The sequence below is a fragment of the Bradyrhizobium sp. BLXBL-01 genome, assembly GCF_051853025.1.
In the GTDB taxonomy this organism is placed as follows: Bacteria; Pseudomonadota; Alphaproteobacteria; order Rhizobiales; family Xanthobacteraceae; genus Bradyrhizobium.
Genome location: NZ_CP182471.1, coordinates 7,183,282 through 7,203,099 on the forward strand (window position 1 = coordinate 7,183,282; position 19,818 = coordinate 7,203,099).

The window sequence follows — 19,818 nt, forward strand, 5'->3', positions numbered from 1 at the left end:
GATCAGCGTGTCTTGGGCGTTTCGAACGCGGCTACATCGCCGATGTGATCGGGAGCCAGGCTCGGCGCGCGTCGGTCGCTTGATGAGAGACGGAACACGTCGCGGATGTCGTCGATCGAGGTCGACGAATAGGACTGAATGCAAAGCGCGACCTGTTCGGGCGAGGCCGTGCGCATCATCGCTTCGATCGCGGTGCGGTCGAGCGGCGTGTCGTCCCAGTGCGAGACCGCGATGCTGTCTTCGGTGACCCGATGCCGCGCCAGGTGCTCCGGCGAGGTCGCGACGAAGTTTCCGTAAAGCAAATACTCGGAGAACTTCTTCTTCCGGCACAGCGCCAGCGCCCAGCTCAGGCCCGTCGCCGACTTGATCGCGTCCGTCATCGCACGCGCGGTGTCCTTGTCCCAGACCAGAGCGTTGCCGACATAATCGTCCGCCGGGAAGGTGCGCTGCTTGATGCCGAGCAACTGATCGACCGTGCGCTGCCACAGACCATGCAGGGGGTGGTCGGCACCGATCGCTTCGCGCGTGACGAACAGAGGCGTCTGCTCGCCGCCGGCATATTGGCCGACGTCGAATTCGCGGAAGAACAGATTGTCCGAGTCCAGGATGCAGAGGCGCTGCTCGGGCGCATTGAGGACGCCAGCGATCTTGAGGATCTGCTGGATGTGCCAGCCGTGCACGGGCGACGACAGGAGCGATAGCCAGACGCGCCGCTTGCTGATGAACTGAAGCGCGGGCGGCAGCGCGAACAGCCATTTCGGCAGATACCGCGAGGCCGGAACGATGACCCGCCTGTCGGACGCCAAGCGCGCGAACAGCGGCACGTCCTCATCGTTAACGAGAACATAATGCCGCGTGTAGCCCGTCAGCCAGGTGTCGATGCTCTCGCTCAGCAGCGAAAAACGTTCGATATCCTTGGCGTAGCTGGCGGTCAGCAGGGCGACGGAATGCATGGAGCACGCTCAAATGGCCATCAGCCCGCACTGATAGCGGCGCCGTGAAACCGGGGAAACCCACAAACGGAATCAAGGTAAAATGAAACGAAGTGTTATCCATCCGACGGCAGCCTTGCTTCGAGTTCCGTCGGACACCTACGACCTCGTGCGCGGCGGCAGATAGCGCACATTCCCCATCTTCAATCGCTGGCTCTTCAACTCTTCGACGAGCCGGTCGCGAACGCTACGGAAGAAGCGTGGAGGCAGAAATCCGTATAGCCACCTTCCAGATCCTGGAACGCGCGACAAATCGTTCGGCCAGAACTGGACGTTGCACTCGGAGATCACGATCCAGGATTCGCCGGGAAGCCCGAGATGACGTCGAACCTGATCGGGGATACGAACAGCTGCCTGATCTGCGCGGGGCGGCTTGGTGCTGACCGGTAGGTAAATGACTTCGTCGAGACGGGCAGGCTCATCACCCTCCCGATGCGGTCGGGGGTCAGGCCGCACCTTGACGAGAACGACACAGGCTGGCCGATCTTTCCGGGGCTGCTTGCGATCGGCCCATTGATAATCGAAGCGAACGACCATGCCCGGTTCGGGTGTCGGCAATTGCTCGCGCAAGCCGTCACCTAATCCAGCAACTTGTCGAGATGGTCATGCCGGGAATCCATCTCGACATTAGCCAGATCTTCCGCGAGATCGCCGGGCAGCTCTCCGATCCTGTAGACCCTTGCGCTGGCGGCTTGTTCGAGGCGGTTGAATTCATCGATGGACATCATGACGTGCCGCCGGCGACCGCGATGTGTGATCGCGATCGGCGCAACAAGAGCCGCGTCCTGGACCTCGCCCAACCGTCTTTGCAGGTCCTGCGCGCTAAACTCCTTTAGATCCCGCATGTCTCACCAAACCACATTGAAGCTGTGAAATATGTAATTCACATATATTGCGCGTTCAATGGCAGACGCCGGAAAGATATAAAACTGTTATTGATCAATAACTTATCCATCCGACGGCAGCCCCTGCTCCAGCGCACGAAAGCGGAGCGGTGCGAGGGCTGAGGCGCGCTGCCACCAGTCGGCGACGCGGTCGTCGAGGGCGCTCACGCCGCGTCCCTGGCCGGGGAAGATCCGGATCTGCTGGATCGCCTCTGCCTCGAAACCCCTGGCCCTCCGCCTGATCTTGAGGGCGGCGCCTTCGCGGTCGCGCTGGGTCAGCGGCACCAGAAGACGGCCGCGCGGACGGAGCGACCGCAGCCAGAGCGGATGCGGATGCGAGAAGCCGGCATGCACGATGATCACGTCGGCGGGCTCGCCCACGTCCTTGCATCCATCGCCGTGGACGACGGTGACGTTCCCATAGTCGCGCAAATAGCTCGCCGCTCGGGCCGCGAGCCGCTCGTCGCATTCGATCGCATGGACGCGCCCCTTCTCGCCGACCATGATCGACAGCACCGCCGAGAAATAGCCGAGACCGCAGCCGATCTGCACGACATGGTCCGCCCGCTTGACGTCGAGCGTGTCGATCAAATGCGCCCACAGGCTCGGCAGGCCGGTGTCGAGCTTGCGGCGTGCATCGATGGCGACCAGCACGTTGTCATAGAGATGAACGGGATCGGCATCGGGCGTCAGCCGGTAGCTGCGCGCCGCCTCGCCCTTGATGCGCCACGGTCCCCTTGGCAGAAACTTCTCGCGCGGGACGGCGGCGAGCGCATCGAGCAGACGCCTTGAGGCAATCCGCTCGCGCCTGGCGATCAGCTCCACATAGCGCGCACGCGCGGCGGCAAGATCGCTCATGTCACATGACCGGCCTGCTCGCGCACCGGCGCGTCCATACCGAGCTCCTCGACGAGCTGCATCGCCTGCTTCAGGTCCTGCGTATGAAAGCCCTCGCTGAATTTGCCGACGATCGGCATGAGCAGGAGCCTTGCGTGCTCGCGCTTGCCGGCTTGATGCGACAGGCGCGCGAGGCAGACGGCGGTGCGAAGCTCCCAGGACAGCGCACCCTGCTTGCGCGCGATCTCCAGCGACAGGCCGAACAGGTCCTCCGCCTCCTGTACCGACGCCGGGTCGCCACCCGCCAGCGTGATCTCGCCTTGCAGGCGATAGACCTCGGCTAGATAGAAGTGATCGCCGGTCCGCCTTGCGGTCGCAAGCGCACCATCCAGCGCGCGCAAGGCGGCGTCGCGCATCCCGACCTTGGCGTAAGTTTCCGCGAGCAGACAGCGGAACCAGCAGCCGGCGAGCCAGGAATCCATCGCCTCGTACTCGTCGAGGCCGAAGCGCATCTGAGCGAGGCCTTCGTCGGCTTCGCCGAGCTGAGCCAGCGCCCAGCCGCGCAGGATCGCCGCCTGCTGCTTCCAGTGCAGGAAATTGTGCTCGGTGGCAATGATCATGGCGCGGTTGGCGTGGTCGCGCGTGCCTTCCACGTCGCGCAAATGCTGCCGGAGATAGGCGCCGAACACCAGCGCGAAGGCGAGCGTAAACGGGTGGCGGATCTTCTCGGCGTTCGCGATCGCCTGCTCGCTGTGCTGGCGCGCGGCGTCGGGCCGGCCGAGGAACCACAAGAGATAACCAAGATAGGACAGCGAGACGACCCCGGGATCGATGCCGTGCCGTTCCATCAAATCGGAGTGCAGATCAGGGCTGAACAGGTTGATGCAGCGGTGCAGATGGTGCTGCGAGGCTGCGAAGCGGCCGCGATAGAACATGGTCATCGCGATCGCGCGGTGCGCCTCGATCAGATAGCCGGTCTGCTGCGCCGGCTGCGTCCGCTCGTTCAGCCGCTCGCGCTTGGCGAACTTCAACAGCTCGACGCTGAGATCGTGCGCGCGGGTGAGATCGGCCCGGATGAAATGGCACACCCAGAGCCCGCGCGTGGCAGCGAAGACCTTTTCGTCGTCGTCGAGCTGACGGCCGAGCTCCAGCGCGCGGATGTAGTTCTCCTCGACCTCCTGCACCGCGTAGCCCTTGGCGGCGATCAGCGCATTGCCGAGCGCAATACGCAGCTCGAGCTCCATCTCGTCCGCGCCCTGCATGCGCGTATTGGCCTGCACGACGTTAAGGCCGCGGCGGAGATGGCCGATCGCTTCCAGGTTGGCGCCGGTCTTGGCCGCCTGCTTGCCGGCCTTGAGCCAGAAGCTGGCGGCGCCCTCGCTCTGGCCGGATTCGGTCAAATGATGGGCGAGCAGCTCCGGTTCGCGCTCGGTCTTCTCCGGATACATCTCGGCGAGCACCTGGGCGATCCGCGCATGCAGCTTGCGCCGCTCGCTGTGCAGCAGGCTCGCATGCGCGGCGTTCTGGATCATCACATGCTTGAAGGAGTAGAGCGCGTCCGGCGGATGGCCGCGGCGCATGATCAGCCCCGCCTCCTCCAGATGATTGAGTGCCGCCTCGATCTGCTCGGCCGGCGTGTTGGCGACGGCGTGCAGCGTCTCGTAGGAGAACTCGCGGCCGATCGTGGCGCCGATCTGCGCGATGCGCTTGGAGGGTCCCATCCGGTCGAGCCGCGCCATCAGGGAGTCGGTCAGGGTGGCGGGGATTGCGAGTTGTCGCCACGGTCCCGACAGCACATAGCGCCCGTGCCGCTCGGTGAGCAGATTGGATTCGAGCACCGTCTTGGTCAGCTCTTCTAGGAATAGCGGCACGCCGTCAGTCTTGACGATGATCTCCTCGACGACCTCCTTGGGCATCTCGCGCCCCGCGACGCGCTCGACCAGCGTCGTGCGCAGCTGCCGGCTCAGCCGATTCAGGACCAGGGTGGTGACGTGCGAATGCGCGTTCCAACTCGGCTGGAATTCCGAGCGCGCGGTGATGATCGCCAGGATCGGCCGGTTCTGCACCCGGTCGACCAGGAGGTCGATCACCTCGCGGGAGGTCGGGTCGATCCAGTGCAGATCCTCGAACGCGATCACGAGCGGCATCTCGCGCGCAAGGCCGAGGAAATGGTTGACCAGCGCCACGACGGTCGCATCCTTCTGCTGCTGCGGCGACAGCTCGAGCGGCGGATAGCGGTCTCCGGTCGGAATCGACAGCAACGCGGCAAACAGCGGGGTGACCTGCTCGATGTCGCCATGAGCGGCGGCGATCGCGTTCTCCAGGCTCGCCAGCGACAGCGCGGACGACTCCTCGCGATCGAGGCCGAGGGTGAATTTGAGCTGCGCGACGAACGGATGGAACGCGGTCGAGGTGTAGTAGGGCGAGCACTGCAGCGAGACCTGTCCATGGCGGTCGCCCGATACCCGCTCGAAGATCTCCTGGATGATGCGCGACTTGCCGATGCCGGGCTCGCCGAACTTGACCACGACCTGGCCGTCGCCGTCCTTGGTCTGCTGCCAGCGCCCCATCAACAGCGCGATCTCCTCCTCGCGGTTGACGAGCGGCGTCAGCCGCGTGCCCATCGCGGCGGCGAAGCGGGTCTCCACCCGCGAGGCGCGCACCACGTGCCAGGCCTGTGTCTTCTCGGGAATTCCCTTCAAGTCGTGGACGCCGAGATTGCGGTAGTCGAACTTCCCCTTCAGCAGCGACTGTGTCGAAGCGGAGATGACCACGCCGTTGGGCGGCGCCAGGCCTTGCAGGCGCGCCGCGAGATTGACGGTTTCCCCGACCGCGGAATCGCGTTCTTCGGTACCCTGCCCGACCAGATCGCCGACCACGACGAGGCCGGTCGCGATCCCGATGCGGACGGCGGGTGAATGGCTGAGCGCACCGCGCGGCTCGACCGCGCGTGCGGTCGACAGCACCCGCACGATCTCGAGTCCGGCGCGCACCGCGCGCTCGGCATCGTCCTCATGTGCGGTCGGATAGCCGAAATAGACCAGGATACCGTCGCCGACGAAACGGGCGGCAAAGCCCTCGTATTGCTTGACCACCCGGACGCAGGTCTCGCGAAAGTCCGCGATCATGTCGCGGACGTCCTCCGGATCGAACTGCGCGGACAGCGAGGTGGAATCCACCATGTCGCAGAACATGGTGGTGAGCTGGCGCCGTTCGGCTCCGACTTCCGCCCGGATTTGCGGACGCGCCGTCGCGGCTGGCGCCTCCGTGGTCTCCGCTTGAAACAGCGCCGCCATCGCCCGCTGGAGCCGCTTGCGATCGCCGAGCGGCAATCCGAGCTCGACCAGATCGGCTTCGGTGAGATCCGCGATGACGTCGAGATCGAGACGGTGCTGCGCGAAAAGATCGGTGTAGTGCCCGAGGCCGATACTATCGAGCCAGCGTTTCAGCCCGCCTTCCAAACTCGTGCCCGGCTCATTCTCCAGCATGGTGATTCTGCCCGACCATCACTCCGTCGAAGGGCTTGGAGGCCCCTCAACCAAAGATTTTGGGGGCCAAACTTCACCTCGGACTGGACGCATTCCCTAACTTCTTGGAAGAATAACTTAATCGGACCAAAAGGGAATGGCGTTGTCGGGTATTGCAACCGGAGCGGACGAAGCCTTCGCCGGCACCACGGCCGAACCGAAGATATTCGCGCATATCAGCGGCCTTCTCGAATTCTATGCCCGCAAGACGCCGGCCGCCCCCGCACTCCTCGCTCCCGGCCGGCCGGCGCTCAAATATGGCGCGCTGGCCGAGTCGATCCGGCAATTGGTCCAGACCTTGCGTGAACTCGGCATCGGCCCCGCAGACCGCATCGCGGTTGCGCTGCCGCGCGGCGCGGATTCTGCGCTGGCGCTGATCGCGGTCGCATCAGGCTGCGCCTGCGTCCCCGTCAACCCCGACCTGACGGCAGACGAGCTGCAACGCTATTTCAGCGAGTTGAAGCTGACGGCGCTCGTGACCCGGGCCGACATGAACTCGGCGAGCCGTGACGTCGCCAGGGCGCTCGATATCGCCGTGATCGATTTCGTGGCGGGGCCCGCCCACGATCTCGGCGGCTGCACGTTCATCGCTCCGGCGATCGGGGCGGCAAGAGCCAACGGCGCTTCGCGCGGCGACGACGATGCGTTCATCCTGCTGACGTCAGGTACGGCGGCGCGGCCGAAAATGGTGCCGCTGACCCACCGCAATGTCTGCCTCTCCGCTTACAATGCCGGCCATGTGCTGTCGCTCACGACGCATGATCGCCTGCTCAATGTGCTGCCACTGTTTCATGCCCATGGCTTGATCTCCGGCCTGCTCACGGCGCTGGCTGCGGGCTCCAGCGTGATCTGCACCGACGGTTTCGACGCATCGTCCTTCTTCGGCTGGATGCGGGAGCTGCAGCCGACCTGGTACACGGCGGTGCCGACCATTCATCGCGCATTGCTGACGGCGGCGGAAGCGAACCCCGACCGCGCCCGACCGTCGTCGCTGCGCGTGATCCGGTCGGCCTCGGCCTCGCTCGCGCCGGCGATTCTCGCCGGGCTGGAGGCGACGTTCGGCGTTCCCGTGCTCGAGACCTACGGCATGACCGAGGCGGCCTCGCAGATCGCGGCCAATCCGTTCGAGCTGCGCAAGGTCGGATCGGTCGGCCGCGCCGCCGGCCCGGAGATCGCGATCATGGACGAGACGGGCCGCATGCTCGCAAGCGGCGCGCACGGCGAGATCATGCTGCGCGGGCCGAACATGAGCCGCGGCTATTACAATGACGAGGCGGCGACACGGGCCGCGTTCCGCAACGGCTGGTTCAGGACTGGCGACCTCGGCTATCTCGATGACGACGGCTATCTCTTCATCGTCGGCCGCATCAAGGACGTCATCAATCGCGGCGGGCAGAAGATCTCGCCGCTGGAGGTGGAGGACGTCCTGCTCAGCCATCCGGCGGTGCTGGAGGCCGGCGTGTTCGCGGTCCCGCACGAGAAGCTCGGCGAGAACGTCGCAGCAATCGTAGTGCTGCGGCCGAACGCCGAGGCGACCTCGGACCAGCTGCGCCAATTCGCACGAAAGCGGCTTGCAGCCTACAAGGTGCCGAGCCTGATCCGCAGTGTGGCCACGCTGCCGAAGGGCGCCAGCGGCAAGGTCAAGCGCAATGCCCTCGCCGAACTGATTGCAACTGCGGACGCAGGTCGCGAGACCCGGCTGCCGCGCAATGCGGTCGAGAGCCAGCTCGCCGAGATCTGGGCCGGCCTGTTGGAGCTGCCGCAGGTCGGCGCCGACCAGGACGTCTTCGCGCTCGGCGCGGATTCGCTCGCGGTGACACAGATGCGCTCGCGCCTGCGCGACCGCTTCAATGTCGACTTCTCGTTCGAGGACATCTTCGATTGCCCGACGGTCGCAGCGCTCGCGGCCCGGATCGAGACCGCCGCAAGCCGGCGCGAGACGGCGCTGCCGGCCTGGCGCCGCGCTGCGGGCACGGACGCACCGCTGTCGTTCCAGCAGCAGCGGATGTACGTGCTCTCGCGGCTCGACCCGACCCGGTACAATTATAACGTCGTCGAGATCGCCGTCCTCGAGGGCCGCGTCGACGCCGCCGCGCTGTCTGCGAGCCTCGCTGCGATCTCAACGCGCCATGAGGCGCTGCGCTCGGTGTTCATCGAGCGCCAGGGCGAGCCGGTGCAGCTCGTGCTGTCGTCACCGCCGCGGTTGGCGCACATCAAGCTCAAGCCATGCCCGGCAGACAAGCGGCCTGCGGCAATCCGGCGCGAGGCGCTCAAGCTTGCGCAACATCAGTTCGACCTGGCGCACGAGCCGCCCCTGAAGGCCACATTGCTGTCGTTCGGCAAGAACAGCCATGCGCTGGTGGTCAACGTCCATCACCTCGCCACCGATGGCTGGTCGCAGCGGCTGTTCTGGGAGGAGCTCGCCGTCCATTATGCCGCAGCGCGCAAGAAGCATCCGGCCGCACTGCCTCCGCCCGCCTTCCAATATCGCGACTTCGCGCTCTGGCAGCAAAGCTGGGCGCAGACGCCGGCGGCCACGGAGCAGCTCGATTATTGGCGGACCCAGCTCGACGGCGTCACCATGCTGCCGCTCCGAACCGACAGGCCGAGGCCTGAAGTCTGGAGCGGGCACGGCGCGCGCCATTATCTCGAATTGCCAAAATCCCTGTCGACCGACCTGCGCACGCTGAGCCAGAACCAGGGCGTCACACCGTTCATGACGCTGCTCGCCGCCTTCCAGTGCCTGTTGTTCCGCCACACCTCGCATGATGATGTCGCCACGGGATCGCTGATCGCCAACCGCAACCAGATCGAGAGCGAACGCCTGATCGGGCTGTTCGCCAACACCCTGATCCTGCGCAACGATTTCAGCGGCGATCCGAGCTTCGGCGAGATGCTGCGGCGGGTGCGGCAGGTCACGCTGGACGCCTACCGCAACCAGGACCTTCCGATCGAGGAGGTGTTGCGCGCATTGCAGGTCGCGCGCCGCAGCGACGGCAATCCGCTGTTCCGGATCATGTTCATCCTCCAGAACGCCTCGATCGAGGCGGCGCGCTTTCCCGGCCTGTCGACGCGGCGGCTGGAAGTCGATCCCAGGGTGGCGCGCTTCGACATCACGCTCGAACTGGTCGAGGCCGATGGCCGCTTCACCGGCTTCTTCGAATACGCCACCGATCTGTTCGACGCCGCGACGATCGAAGGCATGGCCGCCCAGTTCAAGACGCTGCTCAGGGCCGTCATCGCCAATCCGGAGCAGCGCATCTCGCGCCTGCCGCTCCTGACCGAGGCCGAACGCCGGCAATTGCTGGCGAAAGGCCGGGGCACGCCGGCCAATTTCACCACAAGCGGCAACTTAAGCGAACGCTTCGACCGCCAGGCGAGGAAGACGCCGAACGCCGTCGCGGTCTCGGACGGTCGCACGTCCCTGACCTATCGCGAGCTGGGACGCCGCAGCCGGGCGGCCGCGCGCTGGCTGGCCCGCGAGGGCGTCGGCGCTGAGAGCGTGGTTGCCCTGCTCGCGGAGCGCGGGCCCGACCTGCTCGCCGCGATGATCGCGGTGCAGCGCGTCGGCGCGGCCTTCCTCAATCTCGATCCCGACCAGCCGACGGCGCGGCTCTCGACCATCCTCGGATCGAGCTGTGCCCGTGTGCTGCTGACCGGGCGGGCGCAATCTGGCACGGTCGAGGCCCTGCTCGAACCGCTGGTCGAGCGCATCCAGGTGGCCGAGCTCGACGACGCGCTCGCGCCGAGGGCAGACGAGCCGGCCCGCGCCGCACGGCGCGCCGTCGCGAGCCTCGCTTATCTCGTCTATACGTCCGGCTCCTCCGGCGCGCCGAAGGGCGTCATGATCGAGCAGCGCGGCCTGTCGAACCATCTGGCCTCGCTGATCTCCGAGCTCGGTCTCTCGCCCAAGGACGTGATCGCGCAGACCGCGCCGCAGAGCTTCGTCATCTCGGTCTGGCAATTCCTCGCCGGTCCCATGGTCGGCGCGCGCGTCCATGTCTGCGGCAACGCGATCGTGCAGGACCCGATCCTGCTGGCGCGGGAGATCGAGCGCGAGGGCATCACGGTGCTCGAGATCGTGCCTTCGCTGCTGCGCGTCATTCTCGATCGCATGGATGAGGCGCTGATGCGGCGCGCCTTCTCCAGATTGCGGCTGCTGATTTCCACCGGCGAGCCGTTGCCCGTCGAGCTCTGCCGCGCCTGGTTTACCCGCTGCCCGAGGGTGCCGCTGATCAATGCCTATGGCGCGTCGGAATGCTCCGACGACGTCTCACTGCATCGCCTGACCAAGGCGCCGGCGACCGCGACGGCCAACGTTCCGGTCGGCGCGCCGCTGCCGAACACCCAGCTCTACGTGCTCGACGCGCACCTCCAACCGCAACCGATCGGCGTGACCGGCGAGCTCTGCATCGGCGGCGCAGGAATCGGCCGCGGCTACATCAACGATCCCGCGCAGAGCCGGCAGCGCTTTCTGCCCGATCCGTTCTCGCGCCAGGCCCCCAGCCGGCTCTACCGGACCGGCGATCTGGCCCGGCGCCGCGCCGACGGGACGATCGAATGCCTTGGCCGCGCCGACCATCAGGTCAAGGTCCGCGGCTATCGCATCGAGCTCAAGGAGATCGAGAACGCGCTGGCCGAGCATCGAAGCGTGCGCGCCGCCATCGTCGAACCGCGCCGCGAGGCGAGCGGCGATATCAGGCTGATCGCCCATGTCGTCGCCAAGCCCGGCAGCCGCAGCAGCGCCAGCGAGCTGCGCGACTTCCTGAAGAGCCGGTTGCCCGGCCACGCCATCCCCTCCGCCTTCCTGTTCCTGGATCAGGTGCCGCTCAACGCCCATGGCAAGATCGACCGCTCCGCGCTGCTGGCGCCCGTCCCGCCGGAAACGACCGGTCCGGATGCGGCCGTCCCGGCGCGGCGCTTCACCGAAAAGGTGCTCTCCGACATCTGGATCGACCTGCTGAAGGCCGAGAGCATTGGTGTCACCGACAATTTCTTCGACCTCGGCGGCCATTCGCTGCTGGCCGGCCAGGTGATGGCGCGGATCGCGCGGGCGCTCGGCGTGTCGCTGCCGATCAAGACCATCTTCGAGGCGCCGACAATCGAAGGGCTGGCGCGGCGGGTCGACCAGGCCGTGGCCACGAAGCCGCGCAAGCCTGCCGCAAGCCTGCCACGATCAGCTGCGGGCGGGCCGCCCGCGCCTTCCATCGGGCAGGACCAGATGCTGCACATCGAACGGAATCTGCCGGGGCTGCCGCAGTTCAACCTGCCCTTCGCCTTCCGTCTACAGGGCCCGCTCGATTCGGCTGCCCTGGCAAAGGCGATCGACGACGTGGTGCGCCGGCACGAATCGCTGCGCACCGCGTTCGCCTGGAACGGCGATGAGCCCGAAAGCCGCATCGCCGCGCCGCGCACGCTCGGCCGAATCATGACGGTCGAGACGATCGGCGACGGCCATCCCCACAACAACAAGCGGCGCAAGGCGCTCGAGCTCAGGAAGATCAATCTCCTGATCGAGCAGGAGACCTATATCCCGATCGACACCAGGCGCGCGCCGCTGTTGCGCGCCCGGCTGTTGCGGCTCCACGACGACGACCACGTGCTGCTGCTGACGCTGCATCACGCCGTCGTCGACGGCTGGTCGATCGGCGTGCTGTTCGAGGAATTGTCGAGCCGCTATGCGGCGCTGGCCGGATATCCGTCCGCGCCATTGCCGAAGCCGCCGCCGGCCTTTTCGGATGTCGCACGCTGGCAGCGCTGGTGGTACGGCACCGACGCGGCGCGGCGCCAGGCTGAAGACTGGAGCCAGAATTTGCGTGGAGCCGGCCCCCTTTTCGACGGAGAATCGAGCCCGGGCGCCTCCACCGGGCATCATCCGGTCAGCCTCGAGCACGAGCTGATCGCCCGGCTGACGGCGTTCGCCGGCCAGCACAGTTGCACGCTGTTCATGTGCCTGCTCACCGGCCTGAAGGCCATGCTGCTGGCCCGGACGGGCCGCACCGACATCGCGATCGCGACCGCCATGGCCAATCGTGCCCAGCCGGACACCGACCGAATCATCGGCCCGTTCGAGAACACGGTGATCGTCCGCACGACAATCACACCGGATCTGTCGTTCGTCCAGGCCTTGATGCGGGTGCGCCAGAGCGTGCTCGACGCGCATGCACGGCAGGAGCTGCCGTTCAACGTCCTGGCCGATCGATTGGAGCAGGAGGGGATCGATCCGGCCTCGCTGCTCCAGGTCTATTTCACGCTGCAGAATCCGCTGCGCCAACCGCTCGATCTCCCGGATCTCGCGACGGAATCGATTGGCAACGTCGCGCGCGAAGGCCAGCCGGTGCTGCCGATCGACCAGACCTGGCTGTCACTGATGCTCAAGGAGCGCCCGACCGGCATCACCGGCTCATGCAATTACAAGCGCGATTTGCTGGAGGGCCGCGTGGTCGGAGAATGGATGGAGGACCTCGTCGCGCTGCTGACGGCGGCGATCGCCCAGCCCAACGCACCGCTCGGCAGGTTGCTCGCGCGCAGGGCCGCCTGACGCCGCTGCATCGCGCAAGAATACGGGTTCACGCGGCAAAGCTGTGAATGATCAAGTTGCATCTTGATTATTTGGCACCAGCGCGCAAGATTATTCCCGGGGTTTGATTTGGACGATTATTTTCAACCCGGGGAGTGTTATGGGTTTCATCAAATTTACCAAGAAGACCTCGCTCAGCGCGGAGGACCGTAAGGCGCTGCAGGACCTGCTCAATTTCGAGAAGCAGAAACTCCAGACCGAGCTGAAGGATGTCGAAGCCAGCCTTAAGGCTCTGCGCGCGTCCAAGAAGAAGAAGTCCAAGAAGAAGAAATAAATTCGTCGGTCGGGGACGCCGTACGAGTCTTCGCAGATCGGCCGCTTGCTTGTCGAGCTTGGGGGCTCGCACAAGCTTGCGCCTGTAAACCGGCCTGCAAATCGACAAGAAATCGCCCGGGTGGACCGCTAGGAACGGTCCTCTCGGCTGATTCTTGCGCAGTTGCTTCTTCCGTCGGGACCGGGGGATTTGGCCTCGCCTGACGCCATGGGCCCAATTGATGGCAGACGACAGAATCGAACTCTTTGTCGGACTGATCGAGACCATTGACGCGCCGGGCGCGGTCGAGGCGTGCCGGCGCCTGCTCTCGGTCGACGAACGGGCGCGGGCCGATCGCTTCGTGTTCGAGCGGCATCGTCGGCAGTACATTTTCGCACATGCCATGTTGCGCCTGGCGCTGTCGCAGGTCGCTTCCAACGTCGCACCCACCGACTGGTCGTTCGGCGCGGGCCGCTATGGCCGGCCGTTCGTCGCAGCACCGGCCACCTCGACCGCGCTGCATTTCAGCCTGTCGCATGCCGACGGCTGCGTCGCCTGCGTGGTGTCGCGGCATGAGGCCGTCGGGGTCGACGTCGAAACCGTGTCGCGGCGCATCGCGCCGCTGTCCACCGCGCTTCGCTTCTTTGCGCCGGAGGAGGTCGAAACCTTGCGCGGACTGCCGGAGCCCGCGGCGATCGAGCGCTTCTTCGACTATTGGACGCTCAAGGAGGCCTATCTGAAGGCCAGGGGCTTTGGGCTCAATCTGCCGCTCGACGCCTTCGCCATGCAGGTGTCACGCGAGGCCATCGAGATCAGCTTCAAGCCCGACATCGTCGACGATCCGGACGGCTGGCGCTTCTCGCTGTGCTCGCCATCGCCCTCGCATCGCCTCGCGATCGCCGACGGCTCCCGCGCGCACGGCGGCCTTCCCATCAGCCGCCATGCCTGGCCGCTCCGCGAAGCGGCTGAGTGAGCGCGTTGAGCAGGAAGAGGCGAAGCGATCTCACCGCGCGTCTTCGAAGCCCGCCAGCACAGAGGTCAGGTTGGCACCGAGGATATCCGAGAGATAGCCGCCCTCCTGCACCAACACGGTCGGCAGGCCCATCTTCGCGATGGCCTGGCCGATGCGGCGGAAGCCGGGTGTGGTGACGGCCAATCCCTTCAGCGGATCGTGCTCGGAGGCATCGAGACCAAGTGCGACGACGAGGGCGCCGGGGGCAAAGGATTCGATCGCCTTGCGCGCGATGTCCAGCGCCTGGAGATAGCCGTCATCGCCGGTGCCGATGGGAAGCGGAATGTTGAGATTGGTGCCGAGGCCCGGACCTTCGCCGCGCTCATGCGCATAGCCCCATACGTAGGGATAATACGCAGAGGGGTCGGCATGGATCGAGATCGTGTAGACGTCGGGCCGGGCATAGAAGATACCTTGCGTGCCGTTGCCGTGATGGACATCGACGTCGAGGATCACGACGCGCTCGTGCTTCTGCTGCAGATGCGCCGCCGCGATCGCGCTGTTGTTGAGGAAGCAGAAGCCGCCGGCCATGTCGCGATAGGCGTGGTGGCCGGGCGGACGGCAGAGCGCGTAGACGGCGTCCTCGCCATCCATCACCATCTGCGCGGCGGTGACCGCGACGTCGGTGGCAGCGCAGGCCGCGGCCCAGGTGCCCGGGCCGATCGGCGCCGCGGTGTCGGCGGTGTGCCAGCCGAGCTTGCCGACGATGTGGGTCGGATAGGTCGCGGCATGGCGCACGGGATGGATATTGCCGATCATCTCCGGGCCGGAATCGCCGAGCGCGGTCCAGGCGTCCCAGGCTTCGCTGAGGAACGACAGGTATTCCGGGCTGTGAATGCGCGCGCGGGGCCCCTGCCCGAATGTCTTGGGCTCGACCAGTTGATGCTTGCCGTCCTTCAACCCCTTGAGCAGGCGGTCGGCGCGCTCGGGCTGCTCGGTGGTGCGCTTGACGACACCGCGCACCAGGAAGAATTGCGGATCGTGGCTGCGGTGCAGTTCGGTATGGACGGCTTTCACTCAAACACTCCGTGGTCGCATGCTACTGGACGTGCCGCAGAGTCTTGATCGCCACGGCCGCCGGATGCAAGCAAGAAGAATGCCGTCCATCGTCGCGCTGCCCTGCGCCGAAAGCAGAGCGCTCGCGAAGCTCAGCAGCGGCCGCGCTGGAGACAGTGCTCGCGGCCCTGCTGGTCAGTGCGGAAGGATTCGATGAAGCCGCCCTGACGCTGGGTGACGAAGACGGTCTTGCCGTCGCTGCCGCCGAAGGCAAGGTTGGTCGGCTCCTTGGCCTTCAGCGGGATCTCGCGCTCGACCGCGCCGGTCGGCTTCATCAAGGCGATCGTGCCCTTGAGAATGCGTGCGACGTAGAGGCGGCCGGCGACATCGGTGCGCAGGCCGTCGATGGTGTCGGGCTGAAATGCCTTGACCAGTTTTGCCGCGGTGAGCTCGTTGCCGCTGATCGCATAGGACCAGATCTGGCCGCTGCTGGACTCGCCGACATAGAGCGTCTTGCCGTCAGGACTGAGGTCGATGCCGTTGGTGGTGCCCATCGCGCGCGGCGCCGACATCACCTGCCCCTGCGCGGTCCCGTCCGCTCCCCTGACGATGCGCCAGATGTGGCCTTCGCGGCCCTTCCAGTTCGGATCGCTCGCATAGATCGTGCCGTCGCGCGCGATGGTGATGTCGTTGGGCTGGTTCATCTGGTCGGAGTGAAACCACACCGCGGGCTCGGTCGCGCCCTTGGGGATCGCGAAGATGTTGTGCTTCTTGTAGTCGGCGATGAACATGGTGCCGCTGCGATCGAAACGGATCGCATTGCCGACGCTGCCGCCGGGGAGCGTCGTGAACAGCTCCGAGGCGGCGCCGCCCGCGGGCAATTTGCCGATGGTGCCGGGCTTGCCGAGATTGACCACGAACAGATTGCCGTCGAGATCGGCGGCCGGCCCTTCGATCCCGAAGGTGTATTCGCTGGCGGGCGACACCTGTGCGCTGTCGAACAATTTCGTTTCGGCGGCGGCCGGCTGCGTCGCGACCAGCAGGATGCTACTGCACAGGCACCAGAAGTTCCTGCCGGATGTAATAGCCATCGCCGTCGGTGCACTCACCATTCAGATAGGGATCGGCTGGCCGGAAGAATCGGCTGAAGCCGGGTTTGTCTACAGCGCTCCTTTGTGTCACGACGACGACCTTTCCGGCCGGTATTTCGCCGCATTCCTTGTTGGCCTTGCTGAAAAACTTCCGCTGCGGCGGGCCCGGCTTGATCCGCATCCGCGCGCCCGGAACCATTTTGGCGACGAACAGGTCCGCGGTATCGAGCAGGCGCAAATAGCCGGGCTCGGTCTTCGGCAGGCTCTCACCGCCGGGCGGCATCAGCTTCTCGGCGCCAAGGCCGCGCAGGCGCGTGCGCAGCCTGCCGGCGTCGGGATCGCCAGGATAGATCCAGCCGTCCTGCGCCAGCATGAAGTGCAGCACCACCCTGTCCTTCTCCGCATCCGATTGCCCCGCATTCAGGCCGAAATCCGAATGGCAGCCGACGCAATGCTTCTGGACGAGGCCCTTGCGCAAGGTGGTGAGGCGAGCGCTGTTCTGCGCATCCCTGGCGACGAAAGCTGCGAGCTGGTCGATCATCGCCTGGCTGCGCGTATCGCAGGGGAGCGGCTGAGGTCGCTCGCCGGCCGCGCGATCGATCCGGATCACGGTTTTGTTCTTGTCCTCGACCAGCCAGATCGCACCGTCCTCCGCGACCGTCATGCCGACCGGCGCGCCTTGCGGCCGCGCGCCGTTGACGCGATGCCAGCCTGCGATCAGCTCCTCGAACGGCGCGGCCGCGACCTCGCCGGCGTCGGTCTGGAAACTGCGGGTCGGGTCGGCCGCGCAACTCACGTGATAGCGCACCGGGGCCGCACTGGGTTTTGGAAAGCCGTGCTCGTCGACGTCATAGACCAGCAGCCGGCTGCCGGTCGGACGATAGCCGTGCAGGCCGACCAAGAGCTTGCCTTCCAGCTCCGGGAATTTGGCGCCGTGGTAATAGAGCATCGCGAGCGGCGCGCCGTGCGGCGGCATCAGCGAGAGCGGCGGCTTGTAGAGCGCGTTGGCTGAGCAGAGCGATTTGTAGATCCCCGATTGCAGCACCAGCCTGAATTCGGGGCTCGGCGTCGACAAATCGTAGCAATAGGGCCAGCCATAGTGCCTGCCCTGCTCGATTGCGTTGATCTCCTCGTTCGGCTTGAAGATGTCGGGCAGGTCGCGGGCGTTCTCGCCCTGCAGGAAGGCGTAGCCGGCATCCGGAAAATTCGGATGCAGCACCAGGGCCATCGAGTTGCGCAAGCCGCGCGCATAGACGGTGTGCGGCGGGTCGGGATCGCCGGGCTTCAATGCCGGAAAGACACCGCCTGCCGGCGGCGTGAACAGCCAGATCGAGGCCAGCGCGGACGCGCCCTCGGCCGCCGCGCAGGGTTTCGTGATCGGCGCAGGCGTGATGCAGTCGTCGCTGTGCGAGCCGACATTGACGAACAGCCGGCCGTTCCGATCGAACACGAATTGCTTCAGCGGGTGTGCGCTCTCGGCGAGCCTCGTGCCGTCAGGAAGCGTGATTCGGCGCCCCGGCATGTGACGGATGATGGTCTCGACCGTGCTCCGTGGGTTGTCCGCGAGCGGATCGAACCGGAAGATCGTCTCCGCGGTCGAGGCGTAGAGCTTCCTGTCCGGGCCGACGACCAGGCCGAACGGATATTCTATCCCCGTCAGCAGATCCTTGAAGCGTTGCCCCTGCGGCGCACGCGGATCGAGCAGCAGCAGCCGCCCGTCGGTGTGGCCCCAGCCGCCCATGTCGGCGACCACGAACAGGTCGCGGCCGGGCACCTGCACGATCGCGCGCGGAAATTTGAGGCGGTCCTCTTCGCTGGCGACGAGGCCGGCGCAAAATCCCGCCTTCATGTCGATCTGGATCCTGGGAAAGGCCAGTTCGCCGCTGCCGCAGGCTTCCGTGCCGATCGCATAGCCGCTCTTCCTGACCGGCTCGGATGAGGCCGGGGCCAAGCCGAGCGGCGCGGCGGCCAAAACCGCTGGAAAGACAATCGCTGCAAGCAAGCGCAGATGTCGGCGTTCGCGCGCGAATGTGAGCTGGTTCACGGTGACCCCCGCCTTCCCGCGGACGTTGTTCCATGCCGCCGCGGCGCCGTCCAGTCATCACCCGCCTGTGATTAAACCTGTAACGACCTTGGGTCCGACCAATATCCGTAGATTTCCTTACCGGGCTCGACCCGAATGTTTCGCGAATGCTTGGGGTGGTATCGGTTTGCCGTCCCGATCGCTTTCTACAGGAGGCGCCTATGGTCCAGGTCTATTTTCACTGCTCCAACACCGAGGGCACGCTGATCGACCGCTACGGCGCCGCCGTCGCCAATCTGACCGAGGCGCGCGACCGCGCCGCTCAGATCATGAACTCGATGATCCAGACCCCCGGTGCCGAAGACTGGCGCGACTGGGTGATCCATGTCAGCGACGACGCTGGCGAGGAGATCTTCGATCTCCCCTTCACCGCCATGCTCGGCAAGCCGCATTGAGGTGATGCCATGTTGCTCGCTTCACTGAGCCTGCTGCGTCAGCCCCTGAGCTTCGTCGCCACCCGATGGCAGACGCTGATCCGCGTCGCGGCCAACCCCTATCGCCCCGAGCTGCACTACATGCGCGGACCGGGCCCGAAATGGCGCGCCAAGTATCAGGCCAGCCGGCTGGATCGCATGCGCTGAGGCAGCGCTTAGCGCGCCTTTGCAGACATTTTTATCTTTCGTCATGGCCGGGCTCGTCCCGGCCATCCACGTTTTGGGGGCGCCGATACGAGGACGCTGGATGCCCGGGACAAGCCCGGGCATGACGAGGGGAGAAAGTGTGCCCCACCTCACCTCCCCGTAAACCTCGCCTTGCGCTTTTCGACGAACGCGTTGCGGCCCTCGATGGCGTCCGCGCTCTTGCGGATCGTGGCCTGGAGCTCGATCTCGCGGCGGAACTGCGCCTGGTAGGTCGCGTGCTCGCTCTCCTCGACCAGCGCGCGCGTGGCCACCAAAGCGCGGGTCGGTCCTTCGGCGAGGCGGCGGGCCAGACCTAACGCCTCGTCCATCAGCTTGGCGTCGTCGACGACCTGCCGCACCAGGCCGATCTCCTGGGCACGTTCCGCCGTCAACGGCTCGTTGAGCAGCATCAGCTCGAGCGCGCGCTGCCGGCCGATCAGTCGCGGCAGCAGCCAGGTCGAGCCGAGATCCGGCACCAGCGCGATGCGGCTGAAAACCTGGATGAAGCTCGCCGACCGCGCCGCGACGATGATGTCGCCGGCCATGGCCAGGCTAAAACCGCCGCCAGCCGCAACGCCATTGACGGCGACGACGACGGGCACGCGGCATTCGCGCAGCGCCTTGAAGGCCGGCCAGTAGAAGCCCATCACGCCGGTCGCGATGTCCTCGCCGAGTGCCTCCGAGGCCTTCAGATTCTGGCCCGAGCAGAAGCCGCGCCCGGCGCCGGTCAGGATCAGAGCGCGGATGTCCTCGTCCTGCGTCATCTCGGTCACGGCAGCGGCGAGCGCGCCGAGCAGGTCCGGCGTCATCGCGTTGAGGCTGGCCGGTTCGTCGAGCGTCAGGATCCCGACCGCGCCATCCCGCGCCTGTTTCACACCAGCCATGCCGCGCCTCCCTTTGGATGTTCTCGTTGGCGGCAATGTGCCATTGTCCGCGCGCTTCG

The 19,818-nt window shown here is 66.0% G+C and carries 14 protein-coding genes; 5 read left to right on the forward strand and 9 right to left on the reverse strand.

What is annotated here, in order from left to right; all coding sequences use genetic code 11:
* Positions 1-2 precede the first annotated feature (2 nt).
* From ACNJYA_RS33205 to ACNJYA_RS33225, 5 genes are all read right to left on the reverse strand, one after another.
* Positions 3-953 (reverse strand): DUF6492 family protein, encoded by a 951-nt coding sequence (locus ACNJYA_RS33205; protein ID WP_439401466.1) that lies wholly within the window; start codon positions 951-953, stop codon positions 3-5.
* A gap of 138 nt (positions 954-1,091) precedes the next feature.
* On the reverse strand, positions 1,092-1,562 hold the full coding sequence (locus tag ACNJYA_RS33210; RefSeq protein ID WP_172788160.1) for a hypothetical protein: 471 nt from the start codon (positions 1,560-1,562) through the stop codon (positions 1,092-1,094).
* 8 nt (positions 1,563-1,570) lie between these two features.
* On the reverse strand, positions 1,571-1,837 hold the full coding sequence (locus ACNJYA_RS33215; RefSeq protein ID WP_212259253.1) for a type II toxin-antitoxin system Phd/YefM family antitoxin: 267 nt from the start codon (positions 1,835-1,837) through the stop codon (positions 1,571-1,573).
* 102 nt (positions 1,838-1,939) lie between these two features.
* Entirely contained in the window at positions 1,940-2,734 is a 795-nt protein-coding gene (locus ACNJYA_RS33220; RefSeq protein ID WP_439401467.1) for a protein-L-isoaspartate O-methyltransferase family protein, read from the reverse strand.
* Complete coding sequence (locus tag ACNJYA_RS33225; protein ID WP_439401468.1) at positions 2,731-6,201, reverse strand: ATP-binding protein; 3,471 nt, start codon at positions 6,199-6,201, stop codon at positions 2,731-2,733. The genes ACNJYA_RS33220 and ACNJYA_RS33225 overlap by 4 nt, the downstream gene beginning before the upstream one ends.
* A gap of 136 nt (positions 6,202-6,337) precedes the next feature.
* Between ACNJYA_RS33225 and ACNJYA_RS33230 the strand changes: the two genes are divergently transcribed.
* From ACNJYA_RS33230 to ACNJYA_RS33240, 3 genes are all read left to right on the forward strand, one after another.
* Positions 6,338-12,781: an amino acid adenylation domain-containing protein gene (locus ACNJYA_RS33230; RefSeq protein ID WP_439401469.1), complete on the forward strand. Its 6,444-nt coding sequence runs from the start codon at positions 6,338-6,340 to the stop codon at positions 12,779-12,781.
* A 139-nt stretch (positions 12,782-12,920) separates the two neighbouring features.
* A complete protein-coding gene (locus ACNJYA_RS33235) occupies positions 12,921-13,094 on the forward strand; it encodes a hypothetical protein (RefSeq protein WP_172788155.1) in 174 nt (57 codons plus the stop codon).
* Positions 13,095-13,314: 220 nt separating this feature from the next.
* Positions 13,315-14,046, forward strand: a complete 732-nt coding sequence (locus tag ACNJYA_RS33240) for a 4'-phosphopantetheinyl transferase family protein (protein ID WP_172788154.1) — start codon at positions 13,315-13,317, stop codon at positions 14,044-14,046.
* Positions 14,047-14,076: 30 nt separating this feature from the next.
* Here ACNJYA_RS33240 and ACNJYA_RS33245 read toward each other — a convergent pair whose 3' ends face one another.
* The 3 genes from ACNJYA_RS33245 to ACNJYA_RS33255 all read right to left on the reverse strand — a co-directional run bounded on the left by ACNJYA_RS33245 (position 14,077) and on the right by ACNJYA_RS33255 (position 18,216).
* Positions 14,077-15,102, reverse strand: a complete 1,026-nt coding sequence (locus ACNJYA_RS33245) for a histone deacetylase family protein (RefSeq protein ID WP_439401470.1) — start codon at positions 15,100-15,102, stop codon at positions 14,077-14,079.
* 131 nt (positions 15,103-15,233) lie between these two features.
* Positions 15,234-16,172 (reverse strand): SMP-30/gluconolactonase/LRE family protein, encoded by a 939-nt coding sequence (locus tag ACNJYA_RS33250; protein WP_439401471.1) that lies wholly within the window; start codon positions 16,170-16,172, stop codon positions 15,234-15,236.
* Positions 16,129-18,216, reverse strand: coding sequence for a PQQ-dependent sugar dehydrogenase (locus ACNJYA_RS33255; protein WP_439401472.1), 2,088 nt, complete (start codon positions 18,214-18,216; stop codon positions 16,129-16,131). Before ACNJYA_RS33255 ends, ACNJYA_RS33250 begins: the two co-directional genes overlap by 44 nt.
* Positions 18,217-18,416: 200 nt before the next feature.
* Here ACNJYA_RS33255 and ACNJYA_RS33260 point away from each other — a divergent pair, with 200 nt between their 5' ends.
* Positions 18,417-18,650 (forward strand): DUF6894 family protein, encoded by a 234-nt coding sequence (locus ACNJYA_RS33260; protein WP_025032002.1) that lies wholly within the window; start codon positions 18,417-18,419, stop codon positions 18,648-18,650.
* A 9-nt stretch (positions 18,651-18,659) separates the two neighbouring features.
* Positions 18,660-18,836 (forward strand): hypothetical protein, encoded by a 177-nt coding sequence (locus ACNJYA_RS33265; protein ID WP_172788150.1) that lies wholly within the window; start codon positions 18,660-18,662, stop codon positions 18,834-18,836.
* A 149-nt stretch (positions 18,837-18,985) separates the two neighbouring features.
* Here ACNJYA_RS33265 and ACNJYA_RS33270 read toward each other — a convergent pair whose 3' ends face one another.
* Complete coding sequence (locus ACNJYA_RS33270) at positions 18,986-19,759, reverse strand: enoyl-CoA hydratase-related protein (protein WP_439401473.1); 774 nt, start codon at positions 19,757-19,759, stop codon at positions 18,986-18,988.
* Positions 19,760-19,818 lie beyond the last annotated feature (59 nt).